At 57.5% G+C, this 24,635-nt stretch carries 18 protein-coding genes; 8 read left to right on the top strand and 10 right to left on the bottom strand.

Going from position 1 to position 24,635, the window contains the following annotated elements; all coding sequences use genetic code 11:
- Window position 1: 1 nt before the first annotated feature.
- Entirely contained in the window at window positions 2-652 is a 651-nt protein-coding gene (rcsB, locus tag CMQ96_RS09060; RefSeq protein ID WP_004103995.1) for a response regulator transcription factor RcsB, read from the top strand.
- A 43-nt stretch (window positions 653-695) separates the two neighbouring features.
- Here the strand turns inward: rcsB and rcsC are convergent, their stop codons facing one another.
- Entirely contained in the window at window positions 696-3,542 is a 2,847-nt protein-coding gene (gene rcsC, locus CMQ96_RS09055) for a two-component system sensor histidine kinase RcsC (RefSeq protein WP_098066627.1), read from the bottom strand.
- Window positions 3,543-3,673: 131 nt separating this feature from the next.
- The gene (gyrA, locus tag CMQ96_RS09050) at window positions 3,674-6,307 is read right to left on the bottom strand and encodes a DNA topoisomerase (ATP-hydrolyzing) subunit A (RefSeq protein ID WP_004123050.1); all 2,634 of its coding nucleotides are present in this window, start codon (window positions 6,305-6,307) and stop codon (window positions 3,674-3,676) included.
- A 185-nt stretch (window positions 6,308-6,492) separates the two neighbouring features.
- On the opposite strand from gyrA, the gene ubiG reads away from it, so the two are divergent.
- The 4 genes from ubiG to yfaE all read left to right on the top strand — a co-directional run bounded on the left by ubiG (window position 6,493) and on the right by yfaE (window position 11,339).
- Window positions 6,493-7,221 carry a bifunctional 2-polyprenyl-6-hydroxyphenol methylase/3-demethylubiquinol 3-O-methyltransferase UbiG gene (ubiG, locus tag CMQ96_RS09045; RefSeq protein WP_049088473.1) on the top strand — a complete coding sequence of 243 codons (729 nt, stop codon included), beginning with the start codon at window positions 6,493-6,495 and terminating at the stop codon, window positions 7,219-7,221.
- Between the two features lie 344 nt (window positions 7,222-7,565).
- Window positions 7,566-9,851: a class 1a ribonucleoside-diphosphate reductase subunit alpha gene (nrdA, locus tag CMQ96_RS09035; protein WP_004123055.1), complete on the top strand. Its 2,286-nt coding sequence runs from the start codon at window positions 7,566-7,568 to the stop codon at window positions 9,849-9,851.
- A gap of 103 nt (window positions 9,852-9,954) precedes the next feature.
- Window positions 9,955-11,085 carry a class Ia ribonucleoside-diphosphate reductase subunit beta gene (gene nrdB, locus CMQ96_RS09030; RefSeq protein WP_004123058.1) on the top strand — a complete coding sequence of 377 codons (1,131 nt, stop codon included), beginning with the start codon at window positions 9,955-9,957 and terminating at the stop codon, window positions 11,083-11,085.
- Window positions 11,085-11,339: a class I ribonucleotide reductase maintenance protein YfaE gene (yfaE, locus tag CMQ96_RS09025; RefSeq protein WP_049087159.1), complete on the top strand. Its 255-nt coding sequence runs from the start codon at window positions 11,085-11,087 to the stop codon at window positions 11,337-11,339. The genes nrdB and yfaE overlap by 1 nt, the downstream gene beginning before the upstream one ends.
- Before the next feature lie 71 nt (window positions 11,340-11,410).
- On the opposite strand, the gene glpQ is transcribed toward yfaE, so the two are convergent.
- Together glpQ and glpT are read right to left on the bottom strand one after the other, a co-directional pair.
- On the bottom strand, window positions 11,411-12,481 hold the full coding sequence (gene glpQ / locus CMQ96_RS09020) for a glycerophosphodiester phosphodiesterase (RefSeq protein WP_098066625.1): 1,071 nt from the start codon (window positions 12,479-12,481) through the stop codon (window positions 11,411-11,413).
- 9 nt (window positions 12,482-12,490) lie between these two features.
- Entirely contained in the window at window positions 12,491-13,837 is a 1,347-nt protein-coding gene (gene glpT / locus CMQ96_RS09015) for a glycerol-3-phosphate transporter (RefSeq protein ID WP_098066691.1), read from the bottom strand.
- Between the two features lie 271 nt (window positions 13,838-14,108).
- Between glpT and glpA the strand changes: the two genes are divergently transcribed.
- The 3 genes from glpA to glpC are packed head-to-tail and all read left to right on the top strand — an operon-like array spanning window position 14,109 to window position 18,155.
- Entirely contained in the window at window positions 14,109-15,731 is a 1,623-nt protein-coding gene (gene glpA, locus CMQ96_RS09010) for an anaerobic glycerol-3-phosphate dehydrogenase subunit A (RefSeq protein WP_098066623.1), read from the top strand.
- Window positions 15,721-16,980 (top strand): glycerol-3-phosphate dehydrogenase subunit GlpB, encoded by a 1,260-nt coding sequence (gene glpB, locus CMQ96_RS09005; protein ID WP_098066621.1) that lies wholly within the window; start codon window positions 15,721-15,723, stop codon window positions 16,978-16,980. Before glpA ends, glpB begins: the two co-directional genes overlap by 11 nt.
- Window positions 16,977-18,155 (top strand): anaerobic glycerol-3-phosphate dehydrogenase subunit GlpC, encoded by a 1,179-nt coding sequence (glpC, locus tag CMQ96_RS09000; protein ID WP_024359240.1) that lies wholly within the window; start codon window positions 16,977-16,979, stop codon window positions 18,153-18,155. Before glpB ends, glpC begins: the two co-directional genes overlap by 4 nt.
- A gap of 23 nt (window positions 18,156-18,178) precedes the next feature.
- On the opposite strand, the gene yfaU is transcribed toward glpC, so the two are convergent.
- The 6 genes from yfaU to CMQ96_RS08970 all read right to left on the bottom strand — a co-directional run bounded on the left by yfaU (window position 18,179) and on the right by CMQ96_RS08970 (window position 24,380).
- Window positions 18,179-18,982 (bottom strand): 2-keto-3-deoxy-L-rhamnonate aldolase, encoded by an 804-nt coding sequence (gene yfaU, locus CMQ96_RS08995; RefSeq protein WP_098066619.1) that lies wholly within the window; start codon window positions 18,980-18,982, stop codon window positions 18,179-18,181.
- 14 nt (window positions 18,983-18,996) lie between these two features.
- Complete coding sequence (locus CMQ96_RS08990; protein WP_024359242.1) at window positions 18,997-20,286, bottom strand: MFS transporter; 1,290 nt, start codon at window positions 20,284-20,286, stop codon at window positions 18,997-18,999.
- Between the two features lie 52 nt (window positions 20,287-20,338).
- The gene (gene rhmD, locus CMQ96_RS08985) at window positions 20,339-21,544 is read right to left on the bottom strand and encodes an L-rhamnonate dehydratase (protein ID WP_004134009.1); all 1,206 of its coding nucleotides are present in this window, start codon (window positions 21,542-21,544) and stop codon (window positions 20,339-20,341) included.
- Between the two features lie 13 nt (window positions 21,545-21,557).
- Entirely contained in the window at window positions 21,558-22,340 is a 783-nt protein-coding gene (locus CMQ96_RS08980; protein ID WP_004123072.1) for an IclR family transcriptional regulator, read from the bottom strand.
- A gap of 204 nt (window positions 22,341-22,544) precedes the next feature.
- Complete coding sequence (locus CMQ96_RS08975; RefSeq protein WP_024359244.1) at window positions 22,545-23,741, bottom strand: nicotinamide mononucleotide deamidase-related protein YfaY; 1,197 nt, start codon at window positions 23,739-23,741, stop codon at window positions 22,545-22,547.
- Between the two features lie 96 nt (window positions 23,742-23,837).
- Window positions 23,838-24,380, bottom strand: coding sequence for a YfaZ family outer membrane protein (locus CMQ96_RS08970; protein ID WP_004123076.1), 543 nt, complete (start codon window positions 24,378-24,380; stop codon window positions 23,838-23,840).
- Between the last annotated feature and the right edge of the window lie 255 nt (window positions 24,381-24,635).

The following is a 24,635-nucleotide window of genomic DNA, read 5'->3' as shown; positions in this document are numbered from 1 at the left end:
CATGAACAATATGAACGTAATTATTGCCGATGACCATCCGATCGTACTGTTCGGTATTCGTAAGTCACTTGAACAAATTGAGTGGGTGAACGTTGTTGGCGAGTTTGAAGACTCCACGGCCTTAATCAACAATCTGCCAAAGCTGGACGCACACGTCCTGATTACCGATTTATCCATGCCCGGTGATAAATACGGCGATGGCATTACGCTTATCAAATACATCAAGCGTCATTTCCCGGATCTGTCCATCATTGTCCTGACAATGAATAACAACCCGGCGATCCTGAGCGCGGTGCTGGATCTGGACATTGAAGGGATCGTCCTGAAACAGGGTGCGCCAACCGATCTGCCTAAAGCGCTGGCCGCGCTGCAAAAAGGCAAAAAATTCACCCCGGAAAGCGTTTCGCGCCTGCTGGAAAAAATCAGCGCCGGCGGTTACGGTGACAAACGTTTGTCGCCTAAAGAGAGTGAAGTACTGCGTCTGTTCGCCGAAGGCTTCCTGGTCACCGAGATTGCCAAAAAGCTCAACCGCAGTATCAAAACCATCAGTAGCCAGAAAAAATCGGCAATGATGAAGCTCGGCGTGGAAAACGACATTGCCCTGCTGAACTACCTCTCTTCCGTTTCCCTGAGCTCCACGGACAAAGACTAACGTCTTCCTTCCCGGATAGCGCTGCGCTATCCGGGAAACTGCCTTACTCCCTTCCCTTACGTACCCGTGCGGCGTAGACCGTCAGGGTTTGCTTGATAATATCCAGAGTCACCGGCTTAGAAAGGCAGCTGTCCATCCCCGACTCCAGGCAGCGCTGCTTCTCTTCCGCCAGAGCGTTGGCGGTAACCCCGATCACCGGCAGCGTGAGCCCCAACTGGCGTATGCGCTGGGTCAGACGATAGCCATCCATATTCGGCATGTTGACGTCGCTAAGCACAATATCAATATGCTGCTTGCTCAGAACATTCAGCGCATCGACCCCATCATTTGCCGTTACGCACTGATAGCCCAGCGATCCCAGCTGATCGGCCAGTAGACGTCGGTTAATGGGATGATCGTCCACCACCAGGATCATCATGTCATCATTGCTGGTGGTTTGCGCATCCGCCGCGGATAGCGCGGGCCCGTTTTCCGCGCTGGCCACGGCGATATGGAAGATGCGTCCCAGCAGCGGCAGCAGCTCATGCGGCGTGGCCACGCTATGCAGCCATTCGCCGGGCGCCCGCTCCTGCGGAATACCGATATGGCGTCGACAGAAGATCACCATCGCGCCGCCGGGCCAGGCTTCACGCGCCTCGCTATCGGTCAATAAAATATCCTCCGCTCCCGGCGCTTGCCCCGCATAGCGGCGGACCGGGATACCGTGGTAATTCAGCAGTTGCTCGACGAACAGCGCCAGCGAGCTATTATCAATCGCCAGCCAGCAGCATTTTTCAGCCAGGCCGTCAATCAGCGGCGGCGGCGTATTTTGTACGCCATAAAGCGGGATACGAATGGTGAACCGGCTGCCCATACCGGGCTCGGTTTCGACGGCAATATCGCCATCCATCATGCTGATAAGCTTTTCACAGATCGCCAGACCGAGTCCCGTCCCCTGGAAGTTGCGCTGCACCCCGGTGCCGACCTGGAAGAACGGATCGAACAGGCGTACCACCTCTTTCGCCGGGATCCCCTCCCCGGTGTCTCTGACGCTGATTTGCAGATAGTCGCCCGCCCGTTCCACGTGCAGAATAATGCAGCCGGTATCGGTAAACTTAATCGCATTACTCAGCAGGTTGGAAATAACCTGCTGCAGGCGCATGGGATCGCCGGACATCAGCTGCGGTACGTCAGGCTCAATAAAGCAGTACAGCCCCAGGTGCTTACGCACCACCAGCGGCAGATAGTTGGCGGAAATATGGTTCATGACCTCGCGCGGCGAAAACTCCCGCGGCTCAATTTTTAGCTGCTCGGACTCAATTTTTGAGAAGTCGAGGATATCGCTAATAATTTTCAGCAGCAGGCTGGAAGAGTTGTTCATCGCCGTCACCAGGCGATCGACGCCCTTCGGCAGCTCTTTGGTCTGCAATAAATCAAGGTTACCGATAATCCCGTACAGCGGCGTGCGCAGTTCGTGGCTGACGGTGGCGAGGAACATTGATTTCGACTGGCTGGCCTGCTCTGCGGCCTGGGCCATCTCCTGCAGCGACTCCTCCATTTTGACGCGCGCCGAGACATCCACCAGCACGCAAATCGCCACGTTCTCATTACGGTAGCGCGAGTGGACAAAGCTGATTTGCAGGTTGGTGTTATTGCTGGTCAGCACATCGACAAAGTTCACCTGCTGGCCGCAGATAATTTGCGTCAGCCGCTGCCTGTCCTCGTGGGTTAGCATGTTGAGATAGTTATGCGCCAGCTCGTTACTCAGAATGTTGGTGCCGTCGAGCGTACGTAAAATACAGATCCCCACCGGCGCGGAGGCAACGATTTTTCGATTGAACTGCTCATGCTCTTCCAGCCGCTGGGCGTCATTTTCTGCCGGAATAAAAATCCGCCGTTCATACATGCGGGCGAGGACAAAAAGGAGGACGCCGGTCAGCAGATTGAGCACCACGGCGTTCAGTATCAGCATCCGGATGCGTTCCAGCACCTGATCCACCGGCACCGAATAGACAATGCTCAGGGATGATGGCGGCAGGTTTTTTTTCATCGCCAGCTCGCGAAAACCGGCGGTATAGCCGAACCACAGACGCTCCTGCATCCACTTCGCATCCGGTTTAATATTGCTGTCCGACCCGGCAAGCGAAATCAGCGACTGACCGTTATCGTCGAGGATAGTGACGTTCATCGGCAGACTGCCGGGGGTAAAGAAGCTTTCCATACGGATGGTTTGCTCAACGCCGAGCATCGCCTGCAGGCGATTCGCCACATAGATTGGGGTCAGCGCATAGAAATAGCCCACGCCCGGACGCACGCCCTGGCTTATCCAGAACAGATTGTTACCGCGCTCATTTTGCGGAGCGTCGCGATACTGCTCAATCCGCTGATGCAGTACTTTTAACGCATGGTCCCGCTCCAGCGGAATATCACGCAGGCCGAAGTTGGCCATACACAGATTGTCGCTGCCAATCAAAAAAATACGATTGAGGTCGTAGGCCGTTGAGAAATTGTCGCGCCAGTAGCGCATAAACCACGCCAGTGACTGTAGCGAATTACGCCAGGTCGTACTCATCAGCGCGCAGTCGGAATCCGGGTAGAGCGGTTCAAAATTAGGTATCGCGATATCGCCGCGCTGAACCGGCGTATCGCCGCCTTCGCCGCCGTCCATCGGCCGGTTGCCCGCAACGTACTTCAGCTCTTTGATCACGTCGGCCGTACGTTGGATATAGCGCTGCGCCTGATCGGCATTGAGGTTAAATTCCTGGCGAATTTCCGATTCACGATCGTGCAAAGCGTTGACGATGTAAAACACCGACACAAAAGCGACCAGCACCCACAGCAGTACCGCCAGCGCTCTGAACAGATAGCGTGAAACCTTTAACGTGTTATGGAAAGAAGCTAGATATTTCAATGTGGCGATGCTCGGCCGTCAGGGGCTCAACAGAATGGCGTTAAGGTAACGATAAAACAACGGTCCCGCAACGGGAAAACAAAAAGGGTCGGGGATAGCCCCGACCCTTTCAGAACAATTACCGCAGAGAATTACTCTTCGTCTTCGGCAATATCATCGTCGGTATCCGCTTCCGGCGCGATATCCTCATCGCCTTCCGCCGCGCTGCCGTCGATGGCATCCAGCTCTTCGTCATCAACCGGCTCAGCAACGCGCTGCAGGCCAACCACATTTTCATCTTCCGCGGTGCGGATCAGAATCACGCCCTGAGTGTTACGACCGACAATGCTCACTTCAGAAACGCGGGTTCGTACCAGCGTGCCCGCATCGGTGATCATCATAATCTGGTCGCAGTCATCTACCTGCACCGCGCCCACAACGGAACCGTTGCGTTCGGTGACTTTGATAGAGATAACGCCCTGGGTCGCACGCGACTTGGTGGGATACTCTTCCGCCGCGGTACGTTTACCGTAGCCGTTCTGCGTGACGGTCAGGATGGCGCCTTCGCCGCGCGGAACGATCAGCGAGACCACCTTGTCCTCGCCGGCCAGCTTGATGCCGCGCACGCCGGTGGCGGTACGGCCCATCGCGCGGACGGCGTCCTCTTTAAAGCGCACCACTTTACCGGCGGCGGAGAACAGCATGACTTCGTCCTGACCGGAGGTCAGATCGACGCCTATTAGTTCGTCGCCTTCGTTAAGGTTAACCGCGATAATACCGGCGGAACGCGGACGGCTGAATTCGGTCAGCGCCGTTTTCTTCACGGTACCGCTGGCGGTGGCCATAAAGACGTTCACGCCCTCTTCGTATTCGCGGACCGGCAGGATCGCGGTGATGCGCTCGTTGGCTTCCAGCGGCAGCAGGTTGACGATCGGACGACCGCGCGCGCCGCGGCTGGCTTCCGGCAGCTGATACACTTTCATCCAGTAGAGACGACCGCGGCTGGAGAAGCAGAGGATCGTGTCGTGGGTGTTGGCCACCAGCAGACGGTCGATAAAGTCTTCTTCTTTGATACGCGCCGCAGATTTGCCTTTACCGCCGCGACGCTGCGCTTCGTAGTCGGTTAACGGCTGATACTTCACGTAGCCCTGATGCGAAAGGGTCACGACAACATCTTCCTGGTTGATCAGGTCTTCGATGTTGATATCGGCGCTGTTAGCGGTGATCTCGGTACGGCGCGCGTCGCCGAACTGTTCACGGACCAGCTCCAGCTCTTCGCGGATAACTTCCATCAGGCGATCGGCGCTGCCCAGAATATGCAGCAGTTCCGCAATCTGTTCCAGCAGCTCTTTGTATTCGTCGAGCAGTTTTTCATGCTCAAGGCCGGTCAGTTTCTGCAAACGCAGATCCAGAATCGCCTGTGCCTGCTGTTCGGTCAGGTAGTACTGGCCGTCGCGCACGCCGAATTCAGGTTCCAGCCATTCCGGACGCGCGGCGTCATCGCCTGCGCGTTCCAGCATCGCGGAAACGTTGCCCAGATCCCATGAACGGGCGATTAAGCCAGCTTTCGCTTCCGCCGGCGTCGGCGCGCGGCGAATCAGCTCAATAATCGGATCGATGTTGGCCAAGGCAATCGCCAGCGCTTCAAGGATGTGCGCGCGATCGCGGGCTTTACGCAGTTCGAAAATCGTACGGCGGGTCACCACTTCGCGGCGGTGGCGCACGAACGCGGCAATAATTTCTTTCAGGTTCATGATCTTCGGCTGACCATGGTGCAGGGCAACCATGTTGATACCGAAGGATACCTGCAGCTGAGTCTGCGAATAGAGGTTGTTAAGCACCACCTCACCCACCGCATCGCGCTTCACTTCAATCACGATACGCATGCCGTCTTTATCAGACTCGTCGCGCAGCGCGCTGATGCCTTCGACGCGTTTGTCTTTGACCAGCTCAGCGATTTTCTCAATCAGGCGCGCTTTGTTCACCTGATACGGAATTTCATGCACGATGATGGTTTCGCGACCGGTTTTCGCGTCAGCTTCCACTTCCGCGCGGGCGCGAATGTACACTTTACCGCGACCGGTACGATAGGCCTCTTCAATGCCGCGGCGACCGTTGATGATCGCGGCGGTCGGGAAGTCCGGGCCCGGAATATGTTCCATCAGCCCTTCAATGCTGATGTCTTCGTTTTCAACGTAGGCCAGACAGCCGTTGATCACTTCGGTCAGGTTGTGCGGCGGAATGTTGGTCGCCATACCTACCGCGATACCGGACGAACCGTTGACTAACAGGTTCGGGATTTTGGTCGGCATAACGTCAGGGATCTTTTCCGTGCCGTCATAGTTATCGACGAAATCCACCGTCTCTTTTTCCAGGTCGGCCATCAGTTCATGGGCGATCTTCGACATACGGATTTCCGTATAACGCATCGCTGCGGCGGAGTCGCCGTCGACAGAACCGAAGTTACCCTGGCCATCTACCAGCATGTAACGCAGGGAGAATGGCTGCGCCATACGTACAATGGTGTCATACACGGCAGTATCACCATGAGGGTGGTATTTACCGATTACGTCACCAACGACACGGGCAGATTTTTTATAGGCTTTGTTCCAGTCATTGCCCAATACGTTCATGGCGTATAGTACGCGACGGTGTACCGGCTTCAGGCCATCTCGGACATCCGGCAGCGCACGGCCAACAATGACCGACATCGCGTAATCCAGATACGAGCTCTTCAGCTCTTCCTCAATGTTGACCGGTGTAATTTCTCTCGCAAGGTCGCTCATCTAACCGCTATCCCTCTACTGTATCCCGGATTCAAAGGTCGCAAATTATAACACACCCGTAGTGATACGGGTAAACCTATACCCAATGATTTTCGCGCGGCGGAAGGCGACAGGGATAGACGGTTTATTCATCCCTGAGGCCTGATATACTCGCGGGTCTGAACTGAACAGGAGTAAAAGCGCCCATGAATGCCGAAAAACCGTCGGTGGCCCACAATGTTGATCATAATGAAATCGCTAAATTTGAAGCCGTCGCCTCGCGCTGGTGGGATTTAGAAGGCGAATTCAAGCCGTTACATCGCATCAACCCTCTACGTCTTGGCTATATCGCGGAGCGCTCCGGCGGCCTGTTTGGCAAAAAGGTGCTCGATGTCGGCTGCGGCGGCGGCATTCTGGCTGAAAGCATGGCTCGAGAAGGCGCAACGGTGACCGGTCTGGATATGGGTTTCGAACCGCTACAGGTGGCCAGGCTGCATGCCCTGGAGAGCGGTATTCAGGTCGAATACGTCCAGGAAACCGTTGAAGAGCACGCGGCGAAGCATGCTCAGCAGTATGACGTCGTCACCTGCATGGAGATGCTGGAGCACGTCCCGGACCCGCAGTCGGTGGTCCACGCCTGCGCGCGGCTGGTCAAACCCGGCGGCCAGGTCTTCTTCTCGACTATTAACCGTAACGGTAAAGCGTGGCTGATGGCGGTCGTGGGCGCCGAATACGTTATGAAGATGGTGCCAAAAGGTACCCATGACGTGAAGAAATTCATTAAACCGGCGGAGCTGATCGGCTGGGTTGATGAGACTATTCTGAAAGAGCAGCATATTACCGGTCTCCACTACAATCCGTTGACCAATACCTTCAAGCTGGCGCCAGGGGTTGATGTTAACTATATGTTGCATACAACGGCGAAAAAAGCATAACGTCAGCTGTATTTCCTATGATGATTGCGCGGCATCAAGCCGCGTGATTTTTTCTTCCGATGAAGAAATCAGCACTCGATCAAATTTTCATTTTTTTTTCTGATTTATTGACATCTTCTCCAGGCCTTATGTGGCGTGGACTTGGCGATTATTACCCTTCCGCAACCTCAATTTAACCTCAAAATCAACTCTTGTACTCAAAAGAATCCTTACTAGAATACTCACCATATAGCGTTTCTTTTATCGACAACCCCCTACATATAGTATTTATCCACAGAGTTAGTCACAACGGCGATCTGTGGATAAGTGGGGGATATTTTCTTTCACGGACAGGTATAATCCACATGAATCAGAGTCTGCTGGTGACAAAGCGCGACGGTAGCACCGAGCGCATCAATCTCGATAAAATCCACCGCGTGCTGGATTGGGCGGCAGAAGGACTGAATAACGTTTCCATCTCCCAGGTAGAACTGCGTTCCCACATTCAGTTCTATGACGGCATCAAAACCGCCGACATTCACGAAACCATTATCAAAGCCGCCGCGGACCTTATTTCCCGCGACGCCCCGGATTACCAGTATCTTGCCGCCCGCCTGGCGATTTTCCACCTGCGTAAAAAAGCCTACGGCCAGTTTGAGCCGCCAGCGCTGTTCGACCACGTGTCGAAAATGGTGAAAAACGGCAAATACGATACTCATCTGCTGGAAGACTACACGGAAGAAGAGTTCAAGCAGATGGATTCGTTCATCGAGCACGATCGCGATATGACCTTCTCCTACGCGGCGGTTAAGCAGCTCGAAGGCAAATATCTGGTGCAGAACCGCGTCACCGGCGAGATCTATGAAAGCGCCCAGTTCCTGTACATTCTGGTCGCCGCGTGCCTGTTCTCCAACTACCCGCGCGAGACGCGTCTGGACTACATCAAGCGTTTCTATGACGCGGTGTCGACGTTTAAAATCTCCCTGCCGACGCCGATTATGTCCGGCGTGCGCACCCCGACCCGCCAGTTCAGCTCCTGCGTGCTGATCGAGTGCGGCGACAGCCTGGATTCGATTAACGCCACCTCCAGCGCCATTGTTAAATACGTCTCTCAGCGCGCCGGTATCGGCATCAACGCCGGTCGCATCCGCGCGCTGGGTAGCCCGATTCGCGGCGGTGAAGCGTTCCACACCGGCTGTATTCCGTTCTATAAGCACTTCCAGACCGCAGTGAAATCCTGCTCGCAGGGCGGCGTGCGCGGCGGTGCGGCGACCCTCTTCTACCCGATGTGGCATCTGGAAGTCGAAAGCCTGCTGGTGCTGAAAAATAACCGTGGCACCGATGCCAACCGCGTTCGTCACATGGACTACGGCGTACAGATCAACAAGCTGATGTACACCCGTCTGCTGAAAGGCGGCGATATCACCCTGTTCAGCCCGTCAGACGTCCCGGGCCTGTACGATGCGTTCTTCGCCGATCAGGACGAGTTTGAGCGCCTGTACACCAAATACGAGCAGGACGACAGCATTCGCAAGCAGCGCATTAAAGCGGTAGAGCTGTTCTCGCTGATGATGCAGGAGCGCGCCTCCACCGGCCGTATCTACATCCAGAACGTCGACCACTGCAACACCCACAGCCCGTTTGACCCGGTGGTCGCGCCGGTGCGCCAGTCCAACCTGTGCCTGGAAATCGCCCTGCCGACCAAGCCGCTGGAAGATGTGAACGACGAAAACGGTGAAATTGCGCTGTGCACCCTCTCCGCTTTCAACCTCGGCGTTATCGATAGCCTTGATGAGCTGGAAGAACTGGCGGTGCTGGCGGTTCGCGCGCTGGATGCCCTGCTGGATTATCAGGACTACCCGATCCCGGCAGCCAAACGCGGCGCCATGGGCCGTCGTACGCTGGGCATTGGCGTAATCAACTTTGCCTACTATCTGGCGAAGCACGGTAAACGCTACTCCGACGGCAGCGCCAACAACCTGACGCATAAAACGTTCGAAGCGATTCAGTACTACCTGCTGAAAGCCTCTAACGAACTGGCTATCGAGCAGGGCGCGTGCCCGTGGTTTAACGAAACCACCTATGCCAAAGGCATTCTGCCGATCGATACCTATAAAAAAGACCTGGATGCGATCGTCAATGAATCCCTGCATTACGACTGGGAAGCGTTGCGCGAATCGATCAAAACGCACGGCCTGCGTAACTCCACGCTCTCCGCGCTGATGCCGTCCGAGACCTCTTCGCAGATCTCCAACGCCACCAACGGCATTGAGCCGCCGCGCGGCCACGTCAGCATCAAAGCGTCGAAAGACGGGATCCTGCGCCAGGTGGTGCCGGATTACGAAAAACTGCAGAACGGCTACGAGCTGCTGTGGGAAATGCCGAACAACGACGGTTACTTGCAGCTGGTCGGTATTATGCAGAAGTTTATCGACCAGTCGATTTCCGCCAACACCAACTACGACCCGACCCGCTTCCCGTCAGGTAAAGTGCCGATGCAGCAATTGCTGAAAGACTTGCTCAACGCCTATAAGTTCGGCGTCAAAACGCTGTACTATCACAACACTCGCGATGGCGCGGAAGATGCCCAGGACGATCTGGCGCCGTCCATCCAGGACGACGGCTGCGAAAGCGGCGCATGTAAGATTTGATAATATTGCCCGGCGGCGCGTCGCTTGCCGGGCCTACGGTATATTGTAGGCCGGGTTAGCGAAGCGCCACCCGGCTTGTAATTCCAGGACAGGATCCCCACTCATGGCATATACCACTTTTTCTCAGACCAAAAACGATCAGCTGCTTGAGCCGATGTTTTTTGGTCAGCCGGTGAACGTCGCCCGCTACGATCAGCAAAAATATGACATCTTCGAAAAGCTGATTGAAAAACAGCTCTCCTTCTTCTGGCGTCCGGAAGAAGTTGACGTTTCCCGCGACCGCATCGACTACCAGGCGCTGCCGGAACACGAAAAACACATTTTTATCAGCAACCTGAAATATCAGACGCTGCTCGACTCGATCCAGGGACGCAGCCCGAACGTCGCCCTGCTGCCGCTGATTTCAATTCCGGAGCTGGAAACCTGGGTTGAAACCTGGGCGTTCTCAGAGACCATTCACTCGCGCTCCTACACCCATATCATCCGCAATATCGTTAACGATCCGGCGATGGTGTTTGACGATATCGTCACCAACGAGCAGATTCAGAAACGCGCGGAAGGGATTTCCAGCTATTACGATGAATTGATTGAGCTGACCAGCTACTGGCATCTGCTGGGCGAAGGCACCCACAGCGTGAACGGTAAAACCATCACCGTGAACCTGCGCGAGCTGAAAAAGAAACTCTACCTGTGCCTGATGAGCGTGAACGCGCTGGAAGCCATCCGTTTTTACGTCAGCTTCGCCTGCTCCTTCGCCTTTGCCGAGCGCAAGCTGATGGAAGGTAACGCCAAGATTATCCGTCTGATCGCCCGCGATGAAGCGCTGCACCTGACCGGTACTCAGCACATGCTGAACCTGCTGCGTTCCGGCGTCGACGATCCGGAGATGGCTTCAATCGCCGAAGAGTGCAAACAGGCGTGCTACGACCTGTTCGTGCAGGCGGCGCAGCAGGAAAAAGAGTGGGCGGATTATCTGTTCCGCGACGGCTCGATGATCGGCCTGAACAAAGATATTCTCTGCCAGTACGTTGAGTACATTACCAACATCCGCATGCAGGCGGTGGGTCTCGATCTGCCGTTCCAGACCCGCTCCAACCCGATCCCGTGGATCAACACCTGGCTGGTGTCCGATAACGTGCAGGTGGCGCCGCAGGAAGTGGAAGTCAGTTCCTATCTCGTCGGGCAGATCGATTCCGAAGTCGACGCCGACGATCTGAGCAACTTCCAGCTCTGATGAAACACATTTTTTTGAAGATTTCTGACACTCGTCTTGAGTGTCAGGATGAACACCCCTCTCTGCTGGCGGCCCTGGAATCGCACAATATCGACGTGGAGTATCAGTGCCGCGAAGGGTACTGCGGCTCCTGCCGTCTACGGCTGGTGTCGGGCCAGGTTGACTGGCTCACCGAGCCGCTGGCGTTTGTCCAGCCGGGAGAGATTTTGCCCTGCTGCTGCCGGGCGAAAGGCGATATCGAAATTGAGATGTAAGTTTTGTCGGCTGGCGTAACGCTTACCCGACCGACAAAACTGCCGTTCACAGGCCGGGTAAGCCCGGCTTTTTACTGCTTCGCGTTCAGGAACTGCACCGCTTTATCCGGGAAATCAGTAAACAGGCCGTCGACGTCCGCCTGGCGATACAGCACGTTGTAGAGCTGATTGACGTCGGTTGCGTACTCCGGCAATTGATCGGCACGGACCGTATACGGATGGACCTGCATATGGCTGGCGTGAGCTTCTTTCACCATAGCCGTCAGCTTCACATCACCCGGCTTCGAGCCTTCGGCCACCAGCATATGGTAGTCCGGACCAATGCCGTCAGCGTACTGCGCGATCTGCGCCATCGCCCCCGGTTTGAACATCCAGTCATAGCTGTAGTTCACCCATTTGCCGTCGGCCTGCCGCTGCTGGGTTTCATTCCAGTCGGTATAGGCGATAAGCTGCACCAGATTGAGATCCATCCCCATCTTCGGCTCCAGCTCGTGTTTAATACGTTTCAGCTCATCCGCGTCAAAGCACTGCAGATAGACCTTATCCTGCTTGCGGGTATAGCCATACTCTTTCAGCACTTTAAGCGTACTGGCGGCAATATCCTTACCTTCCTGATGATGGAACCACGGCGCTTTGATTTCCGGGTAGATGCCGATGTTTTTGCCGGTTGAGTGATTCAACCCCTGCACAAACTCAATCTCCTCTTCAAAGGTATGAATACGGAAATCAGACTTCCCCATCGGGAAACGGCCCGGATAAGTTTGCACGTTCTTGCCATCTTTCGGCTCAAACCCTTCGGTAAACTTCAGCGACTTTATCTCGGCGAGCGTAAAGTCGATGGCGTAGAAGCGGCCATCCTTACGTGCCCGCTGCGGGAAACGCTGCGCCACGTCGGTCACCCGGTCCAGATAGTGGTCATGCAGCACCACCAGCCGGTCGTCTTTAGTCATCACCAGATCTTGCTCAAGGTAATCGGCCCCCTGAGCATACGCCATCGCTTTCGCCGGGAGGGTATGTTCCGGCAGATAGCCGCTGGCGCCGCGGTGGGCGATAACGATTTTCTCCCCCGCGACGGCGCTGAAAGAGAGCGCGGTAGCGGCCAGCATCATGCCGCTCATCAGAGCGGTTAATTGACTTTTCATCGCCGCTCCTTAGCCTTGTTTCATCTGCTGGTGATGACGTCGTTCACCCAGCATCACGATAATCAACAGCAGGACAGCCAGCACGCTGCCGCCGATCATCACCATAAAGCCGCCGTCCCAGCCGAAGAAATCGACGGTGTAGCCAACGATAGCGCTCGCGGCTACCGAGCCGCCGAGATAGCCGAACAGGCCGGTGAAGCCCGCGGCGGTGCCGGCGGCTTTTTTCGGCGCCAGCTCCAGCGCATGGAGGCCAATCAGCATCACCGGGCCATAAATCAGGAAGCCGATGATGATCATGCAGGCCATATCCACGCCCGGATTACCCGGCGGGTTCAGCCAGTAAACGACGGTGGCGATGGTGACCAGGGTCATAAAGAAGACGCCGGTCGCGCCGCGGTTGCCTTTAAATACTTTATCCGACATCCAGCCGCACAGCAGGGTGCCCGGGATCCCCGCGTATTCATAAAGGAAGTAGGCCCAGGATGATTTATCCAGCGCGAAGTGCTTAACCTCCTTCAGATAGGTCGGCGACCAGTCGAGGATGCCGTAGCGCAGCAGATAGACAAACACGTTAGCGACGGCGATGTACCACAGCAGCTTGTTCGGCAGGATGTACTGCATAAAGATCTGCTTTGCGGTCAGCTCTTCTTCGTGTTTCTCGCTATAGTCGTCGGGATAATCGTTTTTATACTCTTCGATCGGCGGCAGGCCGCAGGACTGCGGGGTATCGCGCATCATCGCGAAGGCGAAAATCGCCAGCAGGATCGCGCCGAAAGCTGGCATATACAGCGCCGCGTGCCAGTCGTTAAACCACGCCATCCCCAGCAGAAACAGCAGCGGCGGGATCCCGCCGCCGACGTTATGCGCGCAGTTCCATACCGACACAATACCGCCGCGCTCTTTTTGCGACCACCAGTGCACCATCGTGCGCCCGCACGGCGGCCAGCCCATCCCCTGGAACCAGCCGCACAGGAACAGCAGCACGAACATCACTATAATGCTGGAGGTCGCCCAGGGGACGAAGCCCATGACCAGCATCACCAGCGCGGCCAGGATCAGCCCTGCCGGTAAAAAAATGCGCGGATTCGAACGATCTGAGACCGAGCCCATGATGAATTTCGAAAATCCGTAGGCGATGGAGATACCGGAAAGCGCAAAGCCGAGATCGCCACGGGAGAATCCCTGTTCGATAAGATAAGGCATAGCCAAAGCAAAGTTCTTACGAACCAGATAGTAAGCGGCATATCCGAAGAAGATACCAATAAAGATCTGCCAACGTAATCGACGATATAACGGATCGATTTCCGCCGTTGGCAAACGCGCCTTATGCGCTGCGGGTTTAAATATACTTAACATATCAGCCTCCGTGGCCATTGCTGTTTTTCTGACGTCGACGCAAAAAAACGTAATTTATTCACTGACTTCTAATTTGGTCGCGATAGTAGGCAAAGCGTAAATCTAATACTGTGAAATGTCGCACACTTTGTTACAGAAATATGACAATGCTTTCCAATATGCGCGCAAAGTCACAACAAATGCTCGAATTACGCGCAAATATGCTCGAAATCAAACATTAAACGCTATCGATATGGCTAAATGATGTAAAACGAACACAGAGGACAGGGAGATGGCCGATAGTCGTGAATATGACGTCATTATTATTGGCGGCGGCGCAACCGGCGCCGGGATCGCGCGCGACTGCGCGCTGCGCGGGCTGAAGGCTGCGCTGGTTGAGCGCTACGATATCGCCACCGGCGCGACCGGGCGTAACCACGGCCTGCTGCACAGCGGCGCGCGCTATGCGGTCACCGATAGCGAATCGGCGCGCGAGTGCATCAGCGAAAACCGCATCTTACGCCGTATCGCCCGCCACTGCATTGAGCCCACCAGCGGACTCTTTATTACCCTGCCGGAAGATGACCCGGCGTATCAGCACACCTTTATCACCGCCTGCCAGCAGGCGGGTATTGAAGCCCAGCCTCTGACGCCCGCCGAAACGCTGCGCCTGGAGCCTGCCGTGAATCCCGCGCTGCTTGGCGCCGTGCAGGTACCGGACGGCACCGTCGATCCGTTCCGCCTCACCGCCGCGAATATGCTCGATGCCCGCGAACATGGCGCCCCGATCCTCACCGGCTGCGAAGTCACCGGCCTGCTGCGCGAGGGCGATCGCGTCCAGGGGGTAGCGCTCTACGATCGTCAGCGCCGTGAACCGCTCAGCCTGCGCGCGCAGGTGGTGGTCAACGCCGCCGGGATCTGGGGGCAGCGTATCGCAGAGTATGCCGACCTGCGCATCGCGATGTTTCCGGCAAAAGGATCGCTGCTGATCCTCGACCACCGCATTAACCGTCAGGTTATCAACCGCTGCCGCAAACCGGCTGACGCCGATATCCTGGTACCCGGCGATACCATTTCGTTGATTGGCACCACCTCGATGCACATTCCCTATGACGAAATTGACGACAACCGGGTGACGGCCGGGGAAGTCGATACGCTACTACGCGAGGGGGAAAAGCTGGCGCCGATCATGGGGCGGACCCGGATACTGCGCGCCTACTCCGGCGTACGTCCGCTGGTCGCCAGCGATGACGATCCCAGTGGACGCAGCGTCAGCCGCGGCATCGTGCTGCTCGACCACGCCCAGCGCGACGGCATGGAAGGTTTTATCACCATCACCGGCGGTAAGCTGATGACCTACCGCCTGATGGCGGAATGGGCTACGGATGCGGTATGCCGCAAGCTCGGCAATACCGCCCCCTGTACAACCGCCGATGCGCCGCTTCCCGGCTCGCAGGAGCCGACGGAAACCACGTTACGCAAAATCATCGCTTTACCAGCATCGCTGCGCGGGTCGGCCATTTATCGCCACGGCGATCGTACCCCCGCCTGGCTTGGCGATAGCCGCCAGCACCGCAGCCTGGTCTGCGAATGCGAAGCGGTCACCGCCGGCGAGGTTCAGTACGCGGTCGAAAATCTGGCGGTGAAAAACCTGCTCGACCTGCGCCGGCGCACCCGCGTCGGCATGGGCACCTGTCAGGGCGAGCTGTGCGCCTGCCGGGCCGCCGGGCTGCTCGCGCGTTTTAACGTCACCACCTCCGCGCGCTCCCTTACCCAGCTGTCTGAATTTCTGAACGAGCGCTGGAAAGGCGTCCAGCCGGTGGCCTGGGGAGACGCGCTGCGCGAAAGCGAGTTCACCCGCTGGGTCTATCTCGGCCTGTGCGGATTACAAAAGGAGCATCAGGATGAAGTTTGATTGCGCCATTATCGGCGGCGGCCTTGCCGGGCTGCTCTGCGGGCTGGCGCTCAATCAGCGCGGCCTGCGCAGCGTGATTATCAGCCGCGGCCAAAGCGCCCTGCACTTCTCTTCCGCCTCGCTGGATCTGCTCTCGACGTTGCCGAATGGCGAAACCGTCACCGATGTTGCTCACGGCATCGGCCAACTGGCCCGCCTGCTTCCCGAGCATCCTTATGCCAGACTCGGCGTCGAACGGGTAATGGGTTACGCCAGCCAGGCGCAGGCTCTGTTTGCCGACTGCGGTATCGCCATGCAGGGTGAGGCCAGCCAGCCGCATCTGCGCGTGACGCCGCTGGGAACCTTACGCGCGGCCTGGCTTTCGCCGCAGGAGATTGCCACCGCGCCGCTGCCCGCCAACGGCGTCTGCGTGGTCGGCATCAGCGGATTCGGCGACTTCCAGCCGCATCTTGCCGCCGCCTCGCTGAACCAGCATGGCGTTCACGCCGAAGCGCAGGAGATAGATTTACCGCTCCTTGATGTTCTGCGCGATAGCCCATCCGAATTTCGCGCCGCCAATATCGCCCGCCGTCTGGACGATGAAACGCAGTGGCCAGCGCTGCTGGCGGCGCTGCGTCCGCTGGCGCAGCGGCACCGTTTCATTATCATGCCCGCCTGCTTCGGCCTCGCCGACGATCGTCTGTATCAGTGGCTACAGCAGCGCCTTCCCTGCCCGCTGCGCCTGCTGCCTACGCTGCCGCCGTCGGTGCCGGGGATGCGCCTGCACGCCCAGCTCCAGCGGCATTTTATCCGCGGCGGCGGCACCTGGCTTACCGGCGACGAAGTCATCAATATTAGCCAGCAGAACGGTATCGTTAACGCTATCTGGACGCGCAACCACGGCGATATCCCGCTGCGCCCGCGCTTCGCGGTGCTGGCCAGCGGCAGCTTTTTCAGCAATGGGCTGGTCGCCGAACGCAGCGGCGTGCGCGAGCCTATTCTTGGCCTTGATCTGCAGCAGACGCTACCGCGCGAGCGCTGGTATCAGCAGGACTTTTTTGCTTCCCAGCCCTGGCAGCGTTTCGGCCTGAAAACCGATGCGGCCCTGCGTCCGCAGCTTCAGGGGCAGACGCTGGAGAATCTGTTCGCCGTAGGTTCTATTCTCGGCGGTTTTGATGCCATCGCGCTGGGATGCGGCGGCGGCGTCTGCGCGGTCACCGCGCTGCACGCCGCAAGGTTAATCGGCGAGCTTGCCGGAGGTGAGTCATGAACGACACGCGTTTTGAACACTGCATTAAATGCACCGTTTGCACCACCGCCTGCCCGGTCAGCCGGGTTAACCCGCGCTACCCTGGGCCAAAACAGGCCGGGCCGGACGGCGAGCGCCTGCGCCTGAAAGACGGCACGCTCTACGACGAGGCGTTAAAATACTGCATTAACTGCAAACGCTGTGAAGTCGCCTGCCCCTCAGACGTCAAAATCGGCGATATTATCCAGCGCGCGCGCATGGAGTATGGTCGGCAAAAGCCCACCCTGCGCGATGCGATCCTCAGCCATACCGACCTGATGGGCACCCTCTCCACGCCGTTTGCCCCGCTGGTGAACGCCACCACCGGGCTGAAGCCGGTACGGCGACTCCTCGACGCCGCGCTTAAAATCGATCACCGCCGTACGCTGCCGAAATATGGCTTTGGCACCTTTCGCCGCGCGTATCGTCAGCTGTCTGCTCAGCAGGCGCAATACGCCGAACAGGTGGCGTTTTTTCACGGCTGCTATGTCAACTACAACCACCCACAGCTGGGCAAAGATCTTATCCGGGTGCTGAACGCCATGGGCATCGGCGTGCAGTTATTCAGTAAGGAGCAGTGCTGCGGCGTGCCGCTGATTGCCAACGGTTTTTTTGCCAGGGCGCGCAAGCAGGCGCAGAGCAACGTCACCGCGATGCGGGAAAATAGCCTCCCTGTTATTGCGACCTCATCAACCTGCACCTTTACCCTACGCGATGAATACCCGCACGTACTCGATATTGAGAACCGCGACGTTCGCGATCGTATTGAGCTGGCAACCCGCTGGATCTGGCGTCAGTTGGATGATGGGCGGCCTTTGCAGCTAAAACCGCTGCCGCTGAAGGTGGTCTATCACACCCCCTGTCATATGGAGAAAATGGGCTGGTCGCTGTATACCCTTGAGCTATTGCGGCTGATCCCCGGCTTGCAGCTGGAGGTGCTCGACTCTCAATGCTGCGGCATTGCCGGCACCTATGGGTTTAAGTCGGAGAACTATGACTCATCGCAGGCCATTGGCGCGCCGCTGTTCCGGCAAATTGAGGAGAGCGGCGCCGACCTGGTGGTGACCGATTGTGAAACCTGCAAATGGCAGATTGAGATGTCCACCAGCAAACGCTGCGAACATCCCATCTCTCTGCTGGCGCAGGCGCTGGCCTGATACCAGCACCGGCTGCGGGGGGACTAATAGCTCCCCTTTCCCTCCGCCTGTTCGGCTATCGGCTTGAACATCGCCAGCCGTTTATCCAGCGCGCGGGTATAGAGGTTGGTATCAACGCCCACGGCGACAAAATTGGCCCCCCACGCCAGCGCTTTGTGCGTCATCTCCGGGTCAACGGCGAGGAAACCGGCGGCTTTTCCCGCCGCGCGAATGCGGCGGATGCTCTGTTCGATAATGCGCTGAACGTCCGGATGCCCGGCGTTGTCCGGGTAGCCCAGCGAAGCCGATAGGTCAGCCGGGCCGATAAAGACGCCGTCAATCCCCTCCACTTCGAGGATCGCATCCAGATTATCGAGGGCGGTTTTGCTCTCCACCTGAATCAGCAGGCACAGTTCATCGTTGGCCTGCGCCATATAGTTCTCTACCCGCCCCCAGCGCGCGGCGCGGGCCACCCCGGCCCCGACGCCGCGGGTGCCCACCGGCGGATAGCGGGTAGCCGAGACGATCTCCCGCGCCTGTTCAGCGGTATCGACCATCGGGATCAGCAGCGTTCTGGCGCCGATATCCAGTACCTGTTTAATCAGGCTACGATTGCCCTCCACCGGGCGAATCACCGGCTGGCTGGCGTAGGGCGCGATGGCCTGCAGCTGATGATACAGGTCCTGAATGGTATTGGGCGCATGTTCGCCGTCAATCAGCAGCCAGTCGTAACCCGAGGTGGCGGCAATCTCAGCCATATACGAAGAGGTCGAGCTCAGCCACAGGCCAATTTGCGCTTCCCCTTGCAACAATCCCGCTTTAAATGGGTTCGATAAAATTGCGTTCATAGTTCTCCCTTACATTAATGCTGTACGCTGTCAGCCTGCGGCACCGTACGATTGACGCGCAGTGAAAAGATAATAACAACTCCGACAATCGCCACGCAGGCGAGCGTCACTAATCCGGCAGAATCACTCGCGAACATTGTTTCAGCCTGGACGCGGATAATCGGCGCCAGAAAACCGCCGATGGCGCCAAACAGGTTGACGAAACCGATGCCCGCGGCCAGCGCCGTGCCGGACAACAGCTGCGTCGGCATGGTCCAGAACACCGGCTGTACGGCAATGACGCCCACGGCGGCAACGCACAGCGCGATAATCGCCAGCACTGGCGACACCAGCCCGGAGACCGCAATGCCAATCGCCGCCGCCAGCAGGGTGAATGCGGCAATATTACGCCGCTCGCCGGTACGGTCGGAGTAGCGCGGAATCAGCCAGGTCCCGAACAGCGCCGCTACCCAAGGAATAGCGGTCACCACCGAAGCCACAAACCCCACCTTGGTGCCGAGCAGCGCGGCAACCTGGGTCGGCAGGAAGAAGATCAGACCGTAAACCGCTACCTGAATGGTCAGATAAATAATGGCCAGCTGCCAGACGCGGCCGTTGCGCAGCGCATCGGACAAACGCGAAGTCACCTTTTTCTGCTCTTCGCTGGCCAGCTCGCTGATTAACGCCTGTTTTTCGGCAGCGCTCAGGAAACGCGCCTTTTGCGGCGTATCGTCAAGCCAGAAGAAGGTGAAGAACCCGGCGCCGACCGCCAGCAGCCCCTCAATGATAAACATCCAGAACCAGCCGGGATGGCCCATAAAGCCGTGCATTTCCAGCAGCGCGCCGGAGAGCGGCGACCCGAGGGTCAGCGCCAGCGGCGCGCCCATATAAAACAGCCCCATAATGCTGGCGCGGTTCTGCTGCGGGAACCACTGGGAAGTCAGGTAGATCATACCCGGGAAGAAGCCCGCCTCGGCGGCGCCCAGCAGGGTACGCACCAGCAGAAACTTCGCTTCGGTATCCGCCCACGCCATCGCCGCGGAGAGAAGCCCCCACAGCAAGGTGGTGCAGCCGATCCATTTTCTTGCGCCGAATTTGCGCATCAGCAGGTTGGCGGGCACCCCGAGAAAGGCGTACACCACAAAGAAAATCCCCGCCCCCAGCGCATAGGCCTCGTTGCTCAGGCCGGTATCCAGCTGATAGGTCTCTTTGGCAAAGCCGATATTCGAACGGTCAAGAAACGCCAGCACGTACAGCGCCAGCATAAAAGGGATCAAACGGGCGCGGTTTTTCTTCACCACGCTTTCAAGCAAGGTGTTGCTCATCGTAATATCCTCAACAATGGGCCGCACATCTGCGCTGTGCGGCACGACGGGATCAGTGGCTATAAGGACGTTTCAGGTTGCAGTCGCGGTTCAGCTCGACGCCGAAGCCCGGTTTATCCAGCACGCTTTTATGAATGCGCCCGTTTACCGGCACCGGCTCGTCAACCAGAATCGGGTCAAACTGCGGACGCATTGTTGAACAGTCCGGGCTGGTCATCAGGAACTCGCTGAACGGCGTATTGGTAAAGGTAATGACCGCGTGGTGCGAATAGACCGACGAGCCGTGCGGCACCACCAGCTGGCCGCGCGATTTGGCGATCGCCGCAATCTCCACCAGCGTGGTCAGGCCGCCGCACCAGCCCACATCAGGCTGCATAATATCGATGCCGGTTTCCGACAGCGTGCGGAAAGATTGCAGCGTGCCGTGGTGCTCGCCGCTGGTGACCATCATTCCGGCTGGCGCATTGCGTTTCAGCTCGCGGTAGCCTTCGTACTGCTGCGGCGGCAGGCACTCTTCGATCCACTTAAGGTTAGAGGGCGCGCAGGCGTGGGCCAGTTTAGTGGCGTAATTCACGTCCTGGCTCATCCAGCAGTCCAGCATCAGCCAGAAGTCCGGCCCGCATTTTTCGCGCATATCGGCCACCATCGCGGCATCTTTGCGGATCCCCGCGTCGCCATCGTGCGGCCCCCAGTGGGTCGGCATCTTGCCGCCAATAAAGCCCATCTCCTTCGCCAGATCCGGGCGCGCCCCGGTGGCGTAGAACTGAATTTCATCGCGCACCGCGCCGCCCAGCAGTTTATAAACCGGCAGCCCAACCACTTTGCCGAACAGATCCCACAGCGCCAGGTCGATACAGGAGATAGTATTCATCACCAGACCGCCGGATCCGGAGTAATACATGGTAGCGTTGAGCATCTGGTCATGGATCAGTTTGATATCGCTGACGCACTTACCTTCAATAAAGCGGTTCAGATGTTTTTCCACGATAAAGCAACCCATCTCGCCCGCAGTCGACACCGCAAAGCCGGTCTGCCCGTTTTCGGCTTCCACTTCAACGATCAGCGTACCGAGAACGTTGATGCCAAACGACTGGCGAGACTGTTCATACTGTTTATATTTGCTCATCGGCGTGGCGATATGATCGTCAATCCAGTGATTTGCCCCCTGGTCATGATAATCGCCGCCGCCAGCGCCTTTCTCTGCGGTAGCGCCGCCGATAAACCAGGCGCGGACGTGTTTAATTTTCGGTAGGGTCATGATCTTCTCCTTATTATGAGGCTTGTTGTTCGAAGGGGCTCTTCCACCCCAGCAGACGGGAAATATCTTTGGCGCAGGCAATCGCCCTACCGGCGAGGTAATCGCGATTGTCTTCATTGATTTGCAGACGGGTACCCACCACGGAAATGGCGGCGGTCAGCTCGTTATTGGCGTTAAACACCGGGGCGGCCACGCAGCGAACGTCGGGATAGTCTTCGCCGTTATCGAAGCTCCAGCCGCGGGCGCGAATACGCCCCAGCTCATCGCGAAGCTGCTGGGCGCTGGTGATAGTGGTTGGCGTCGCCCGTTCCCACCGCAGCTCGCTGATAATCGACTCCTGAACCCGCTCGGGCTGCCAGGCCAGCAGGCATTTACCGATACCGGAGCGATACAGCGACAGGCTCTTCCCCTCATGCGAGCGCACGCTGATGGTGGCCGGGGACTCAATCTTCAGAATGTAGTAGGCGTTGCCGCTGTCGATAATGCCCAGGTGGCAGAGCAGCCCACACTGATCCATCAGCTGCGTCAGGCGCGGACGCGCCAGCTCGCGCAGGTCCATTTTGCTCAGCGCCTGCCCGGCCAGCTCAACCAGCTTGGTCCACAGGCAGTAGTTATCCTGATTATCCATGCTGAGGAAGCGCTGTTTTTTCAGCTCTCCCAGCAGCAGATAGGCGGTACTTTTCGGAATACCCAGTTCGTCAATAATGGTCGCCGCGCTGCAGGGACCGATGCGGGCGATCAAATTGAGAATATCAATGGCGCGGGTCAGCGCCGGGACTTTGCTTGATTCCAACATACTGGACTCCAATCCTGAATACTGGAATCAGTGTTGCGGTTGTCAGGCGGATAAATTGTGAGCGGCTTCAAATGACGACGCTATTCCAGCAAGGTGGACGTTCGGAAGGATAAAAATGCGAGGTAGTACACAGAATATTTAAAAGCAAGTACAGCTGGCTGGACTCATCGCGCGTCGGGAAAGACTCCCGACGCGGAGGTTTGTTTACACCGTGAGAGATTCGACGACGTTAATCCAGCCGTGTTCGCCGGCCACCGGCTGGCCGTTCAGCCAGCGGCGCAGCATGTTCAGTGCCATCATCGCGCACACCTCCTGACGCACCTGCACGCTGTGGCGGCTGGTGGTGAATTTCACCCGCAGCGCGTGGGTGCCGTCCGGCGTAGAAAGCGCAAAATTCAGGTGATCGCTCTCCTGGCCGCTGACCGCCAGCGCCAGGCCGGCAAAATGTTTCTCGCGCCGCTCAGCCGCCCAGCGCGCGGACTGCGCCAGAGTCTCTTCCTGCGACGGAATGACTTCACTGGCCAACAGCGGCGCATTGACGCGTGAAAGCTGTAGCGCCAGCAGGCCGCCGGTAAACTGCTCGCTCAGCGTCAGGCTTAGCTGACGCTCCTGCAGACGACGGGCGATCTGCGCGGGCAGGCCTTCTGTGCCTTCGAAAATCATGCTCTCTCCGGCCACTTTCCGCACTTCCGGCCATAGCGCCAGCATCGCCTCGCGCTGTTCAGCGGGCCCGGTCAGCTTCAGTTCGATAATCGGCATCGAGGAGCGATAGCCCATCACCACTCCCGGCGGCAGCTGCAGATGATCGAGGCTCTGCGCCAGTTCGCTTTCGGAACGGCCGAAGGTGGTCAGACGCAGGCACAGCGGCGCAGCAGGCAGCGGGAAACGCTCGCGCAGGCGCGGTAAGATTTCCTGCTCGACCATCACCTTAAATTCGGAAGGCACGCCGGGGGTAAAAAACATCAGGCAGCGGTTTAGCTGCACGGCAAAACCGCAGGCGGTTCCAACCGGGTTATCGATCATCTCGGCGCTTTGCGGAATTTCCGCCTGTTTACGATTGCTGGCGGCCATGGGCCTGCCGCGCTCGGCAAAGAAACGGGTCATGGTTTCCAGCCACGCTTCGTGCAAAATCAACCCTTCGCCTTTGGCCGTCGCGGCGGCCAGCGCGCTCAGGTCGTCGCTGGTCGGCCCCAGACCGCCGTTGACGATCAGCACATCGGCATGCTCGCTGCGCTCGCGTAAAATCGCCACCAGGGAGTCGAGATCGTCACCAACGGTATGGCGACGCTTTAAGGGTAATCCTTGATTAAAAAAGAAATCCGCCAGCCACGCGGCATTGGTATCGATGATTTGCCCATGCAGTACTTCATCGCCGGTGGACAGCATTTCCACGTTTAACATTGTGAACTCCAGCCTGATAAGTAGAAATACTATATCGCAAAGCGGCTGGCGAAAAAGCCTGAAAATCAGGCGCGGCGGAATACCGCGCCGCAGAGATTAGAAGCTGGCGTTGACGCCGACGTACGGACCGTCAGCGACCGCGTTATCGCGGTTGCCGTCTTTACCCGCCAGGTTGAGGTAGCGGTAGCCGGCTTCGATGCTCAGAGGACGCATAATGGTAAAGCGCGCGCCGGCATTGGCTTCCTGATAGCTGTCGATGCCGCTGGAGAGTGAATCCGGAGAGTAATAGTATTCGCCGAACAGACGGAAGCTGTCGCCGATTTTCCACTGCAGACCGCCGCCGACCGCCGCCGCGTAGCCCTCATCGCCGTTGTTCGGATTGGTGTAAACGCCTTTGCCGCCCACGGTGGCCAGGAATGGCCCAAGGGGGATGTTCAGGCCCAATCCCAGACCCGCCGCATCGCCGTCGTCATCATTGTGCAGCCAGTTGCCGGTTACCGCCAGGCCGGTCGATTCGGTGCCGAATCCGACGCCGAGATTGGTGTAGTGCTCACCGGCCTGCCCGCTGACGCTGATCGCATTTGCCGCCGTCGAGACGAACATCATGCCGGCGAGGGCCATAAATATGCTTTTTTTCATTTTTATCTATCCAGAAAATAATAATAAGAAAATCCCAAAAAACCGCGAAATTGTACTGCCGAATGCTAAGGAATCAATGAACTAAAGCAACGTTTGCCATTGTGATTGTAACCAGTTGCTACCGGAATTTTGCCAACGGCTCCGGGTATCAATTCGATAGCCAGAGCCAGATTGTCCGTGCTGGCTATTTATTCTACAAAGTGTGCTCAGCTTATTTTTTTCCTTCAGGGAGATGAATAAGTTACATAAAACTTT

Source organism: Klebsiella sp. MBT K-1 (assembly GCF_002556465.1).
GTDB classification, from domain to species: Bacteria; Pseudomonadota; Gammaproteobacteria; order Enterobacterales; family Enterobacteriaceae; genus Klebsiella; species Klebsiella grimontii.
Note: the sequence above shows the minus strand (reverse complement) of the source record. Positions and strands in the feature narration are given on the sequence as shown.

Bases quoted from the DNA above. Each gene is read 5' to 3' on its own strand.
- glpC (WP_024359240.1), top strand. From the start codon at position 16,977: ATGAACGACACGCGTTTTGAACACTGCATTAAATGCACCGTTTGCACC.
- CMQ96_RS08980 (WP_004123072.1), bottom strand. From the start codon at position 22,340: ATGTTGGAATCAAGCAAAGTCCCGGCGCTGACCCGCGCCATTGATATT.
- glpQ (WP_098066625.1), bottom strand. From the start codon at position 12,481: ATGAAAAGTCAATTAACCGCTCTGATGAGCGGCATGATGCTGGCCGCT.
- glpT (WP_098066691.1), bottom strand. From the start codon at position 13,837: ATGTTAAGTATATTTAAACCCGCAGCGCATAAGGCGCGTTTGCCAACG.
- yfaE (WP_049087159.1), top strand. From the start codon at position 11,085: ATGAAACACATTTTTTTGAAGATTTCTGACACTCGTCTTGAGTGTCAG.
- CMQ96_RS08970 (WP_004123076.1), bottom strand. From the start codon at position 24,380: ATGAAAAAAAGCATATTTATGGCCCTCGCCGGCATGATGTTCGTCTCG.
- gyrA (WP_004123050.1), bottom strand. From the start codon at position 6,307: ATGAGCGACCTTGCGAGAGAAATTACACCGGTCAACATTGAGGAAGAG.
- yfaU (WP_098066619.1), bottom strand. From the start codon at position 18,982: ATGAACGCAATTTTATCGAACCCATTTAAAGCGGGATTGTTGCAAGGG.
- CMQ96_RS08990 (WP_024359242.1), bottom strand. From the start codon at position 20,286: ATGAGCAACACCTTGCTTGAAAGCGTGGTGAAGAAAAACCGCGCCCGT.
- rhmD (WP_004134009.1), bottom strand. From the start codon at position 21,544: ATGACCCTACCGAAAATTAAACACGTCCGCGCCTGGTTTATCGGCGGC.
- glpA (WP_098066623.1), top strand. From the start codon at position 14,109: ATGGCCGATAGTCGTGAATATGACGTCATTATTATTGGCGGCGGCGCA.
- nrdB (WP_004123058.1), top strand. From the start codon at position 9,955: ATGGCATATACCACTTTTTCTCAGACCAAAAACGATCAGCTGCTTGAG.
- CMQ96_RS08975 (WP_024359244.1), bottom strand. From the start codon at position 23,741: ATGTTAAACGTGGAAATGCTGTCCACCGGCGATGAAGTACTGCATGGG.
- glpB (WP_098066621.1), top strand. From the start codon at position 15,721: ATGAAGTTTGATTGCGCCATTATCGGCGGCGGCCTTGCCGGGCTGCTC.
- nrdA (WP_004123055.1), top strand. From the start codon at position 7,566: ATGAATCAGAGTCTGCTGGTGACAAAGCGCGACGGTAGCACCGAGCGC.
- rcsB (WP_004103995.1), top strand. From the start codon at position 2: ATGAACAATATGAACGTAATTATTGCCGATGACCATCCGATCGTACTG.
- ubiG (WP_049088473.1), top strand. From the start codon at position 6,493: ATGAATGCCGAAAAACCGTCGGTGGCCCACAATGTTGATCATAATGAA.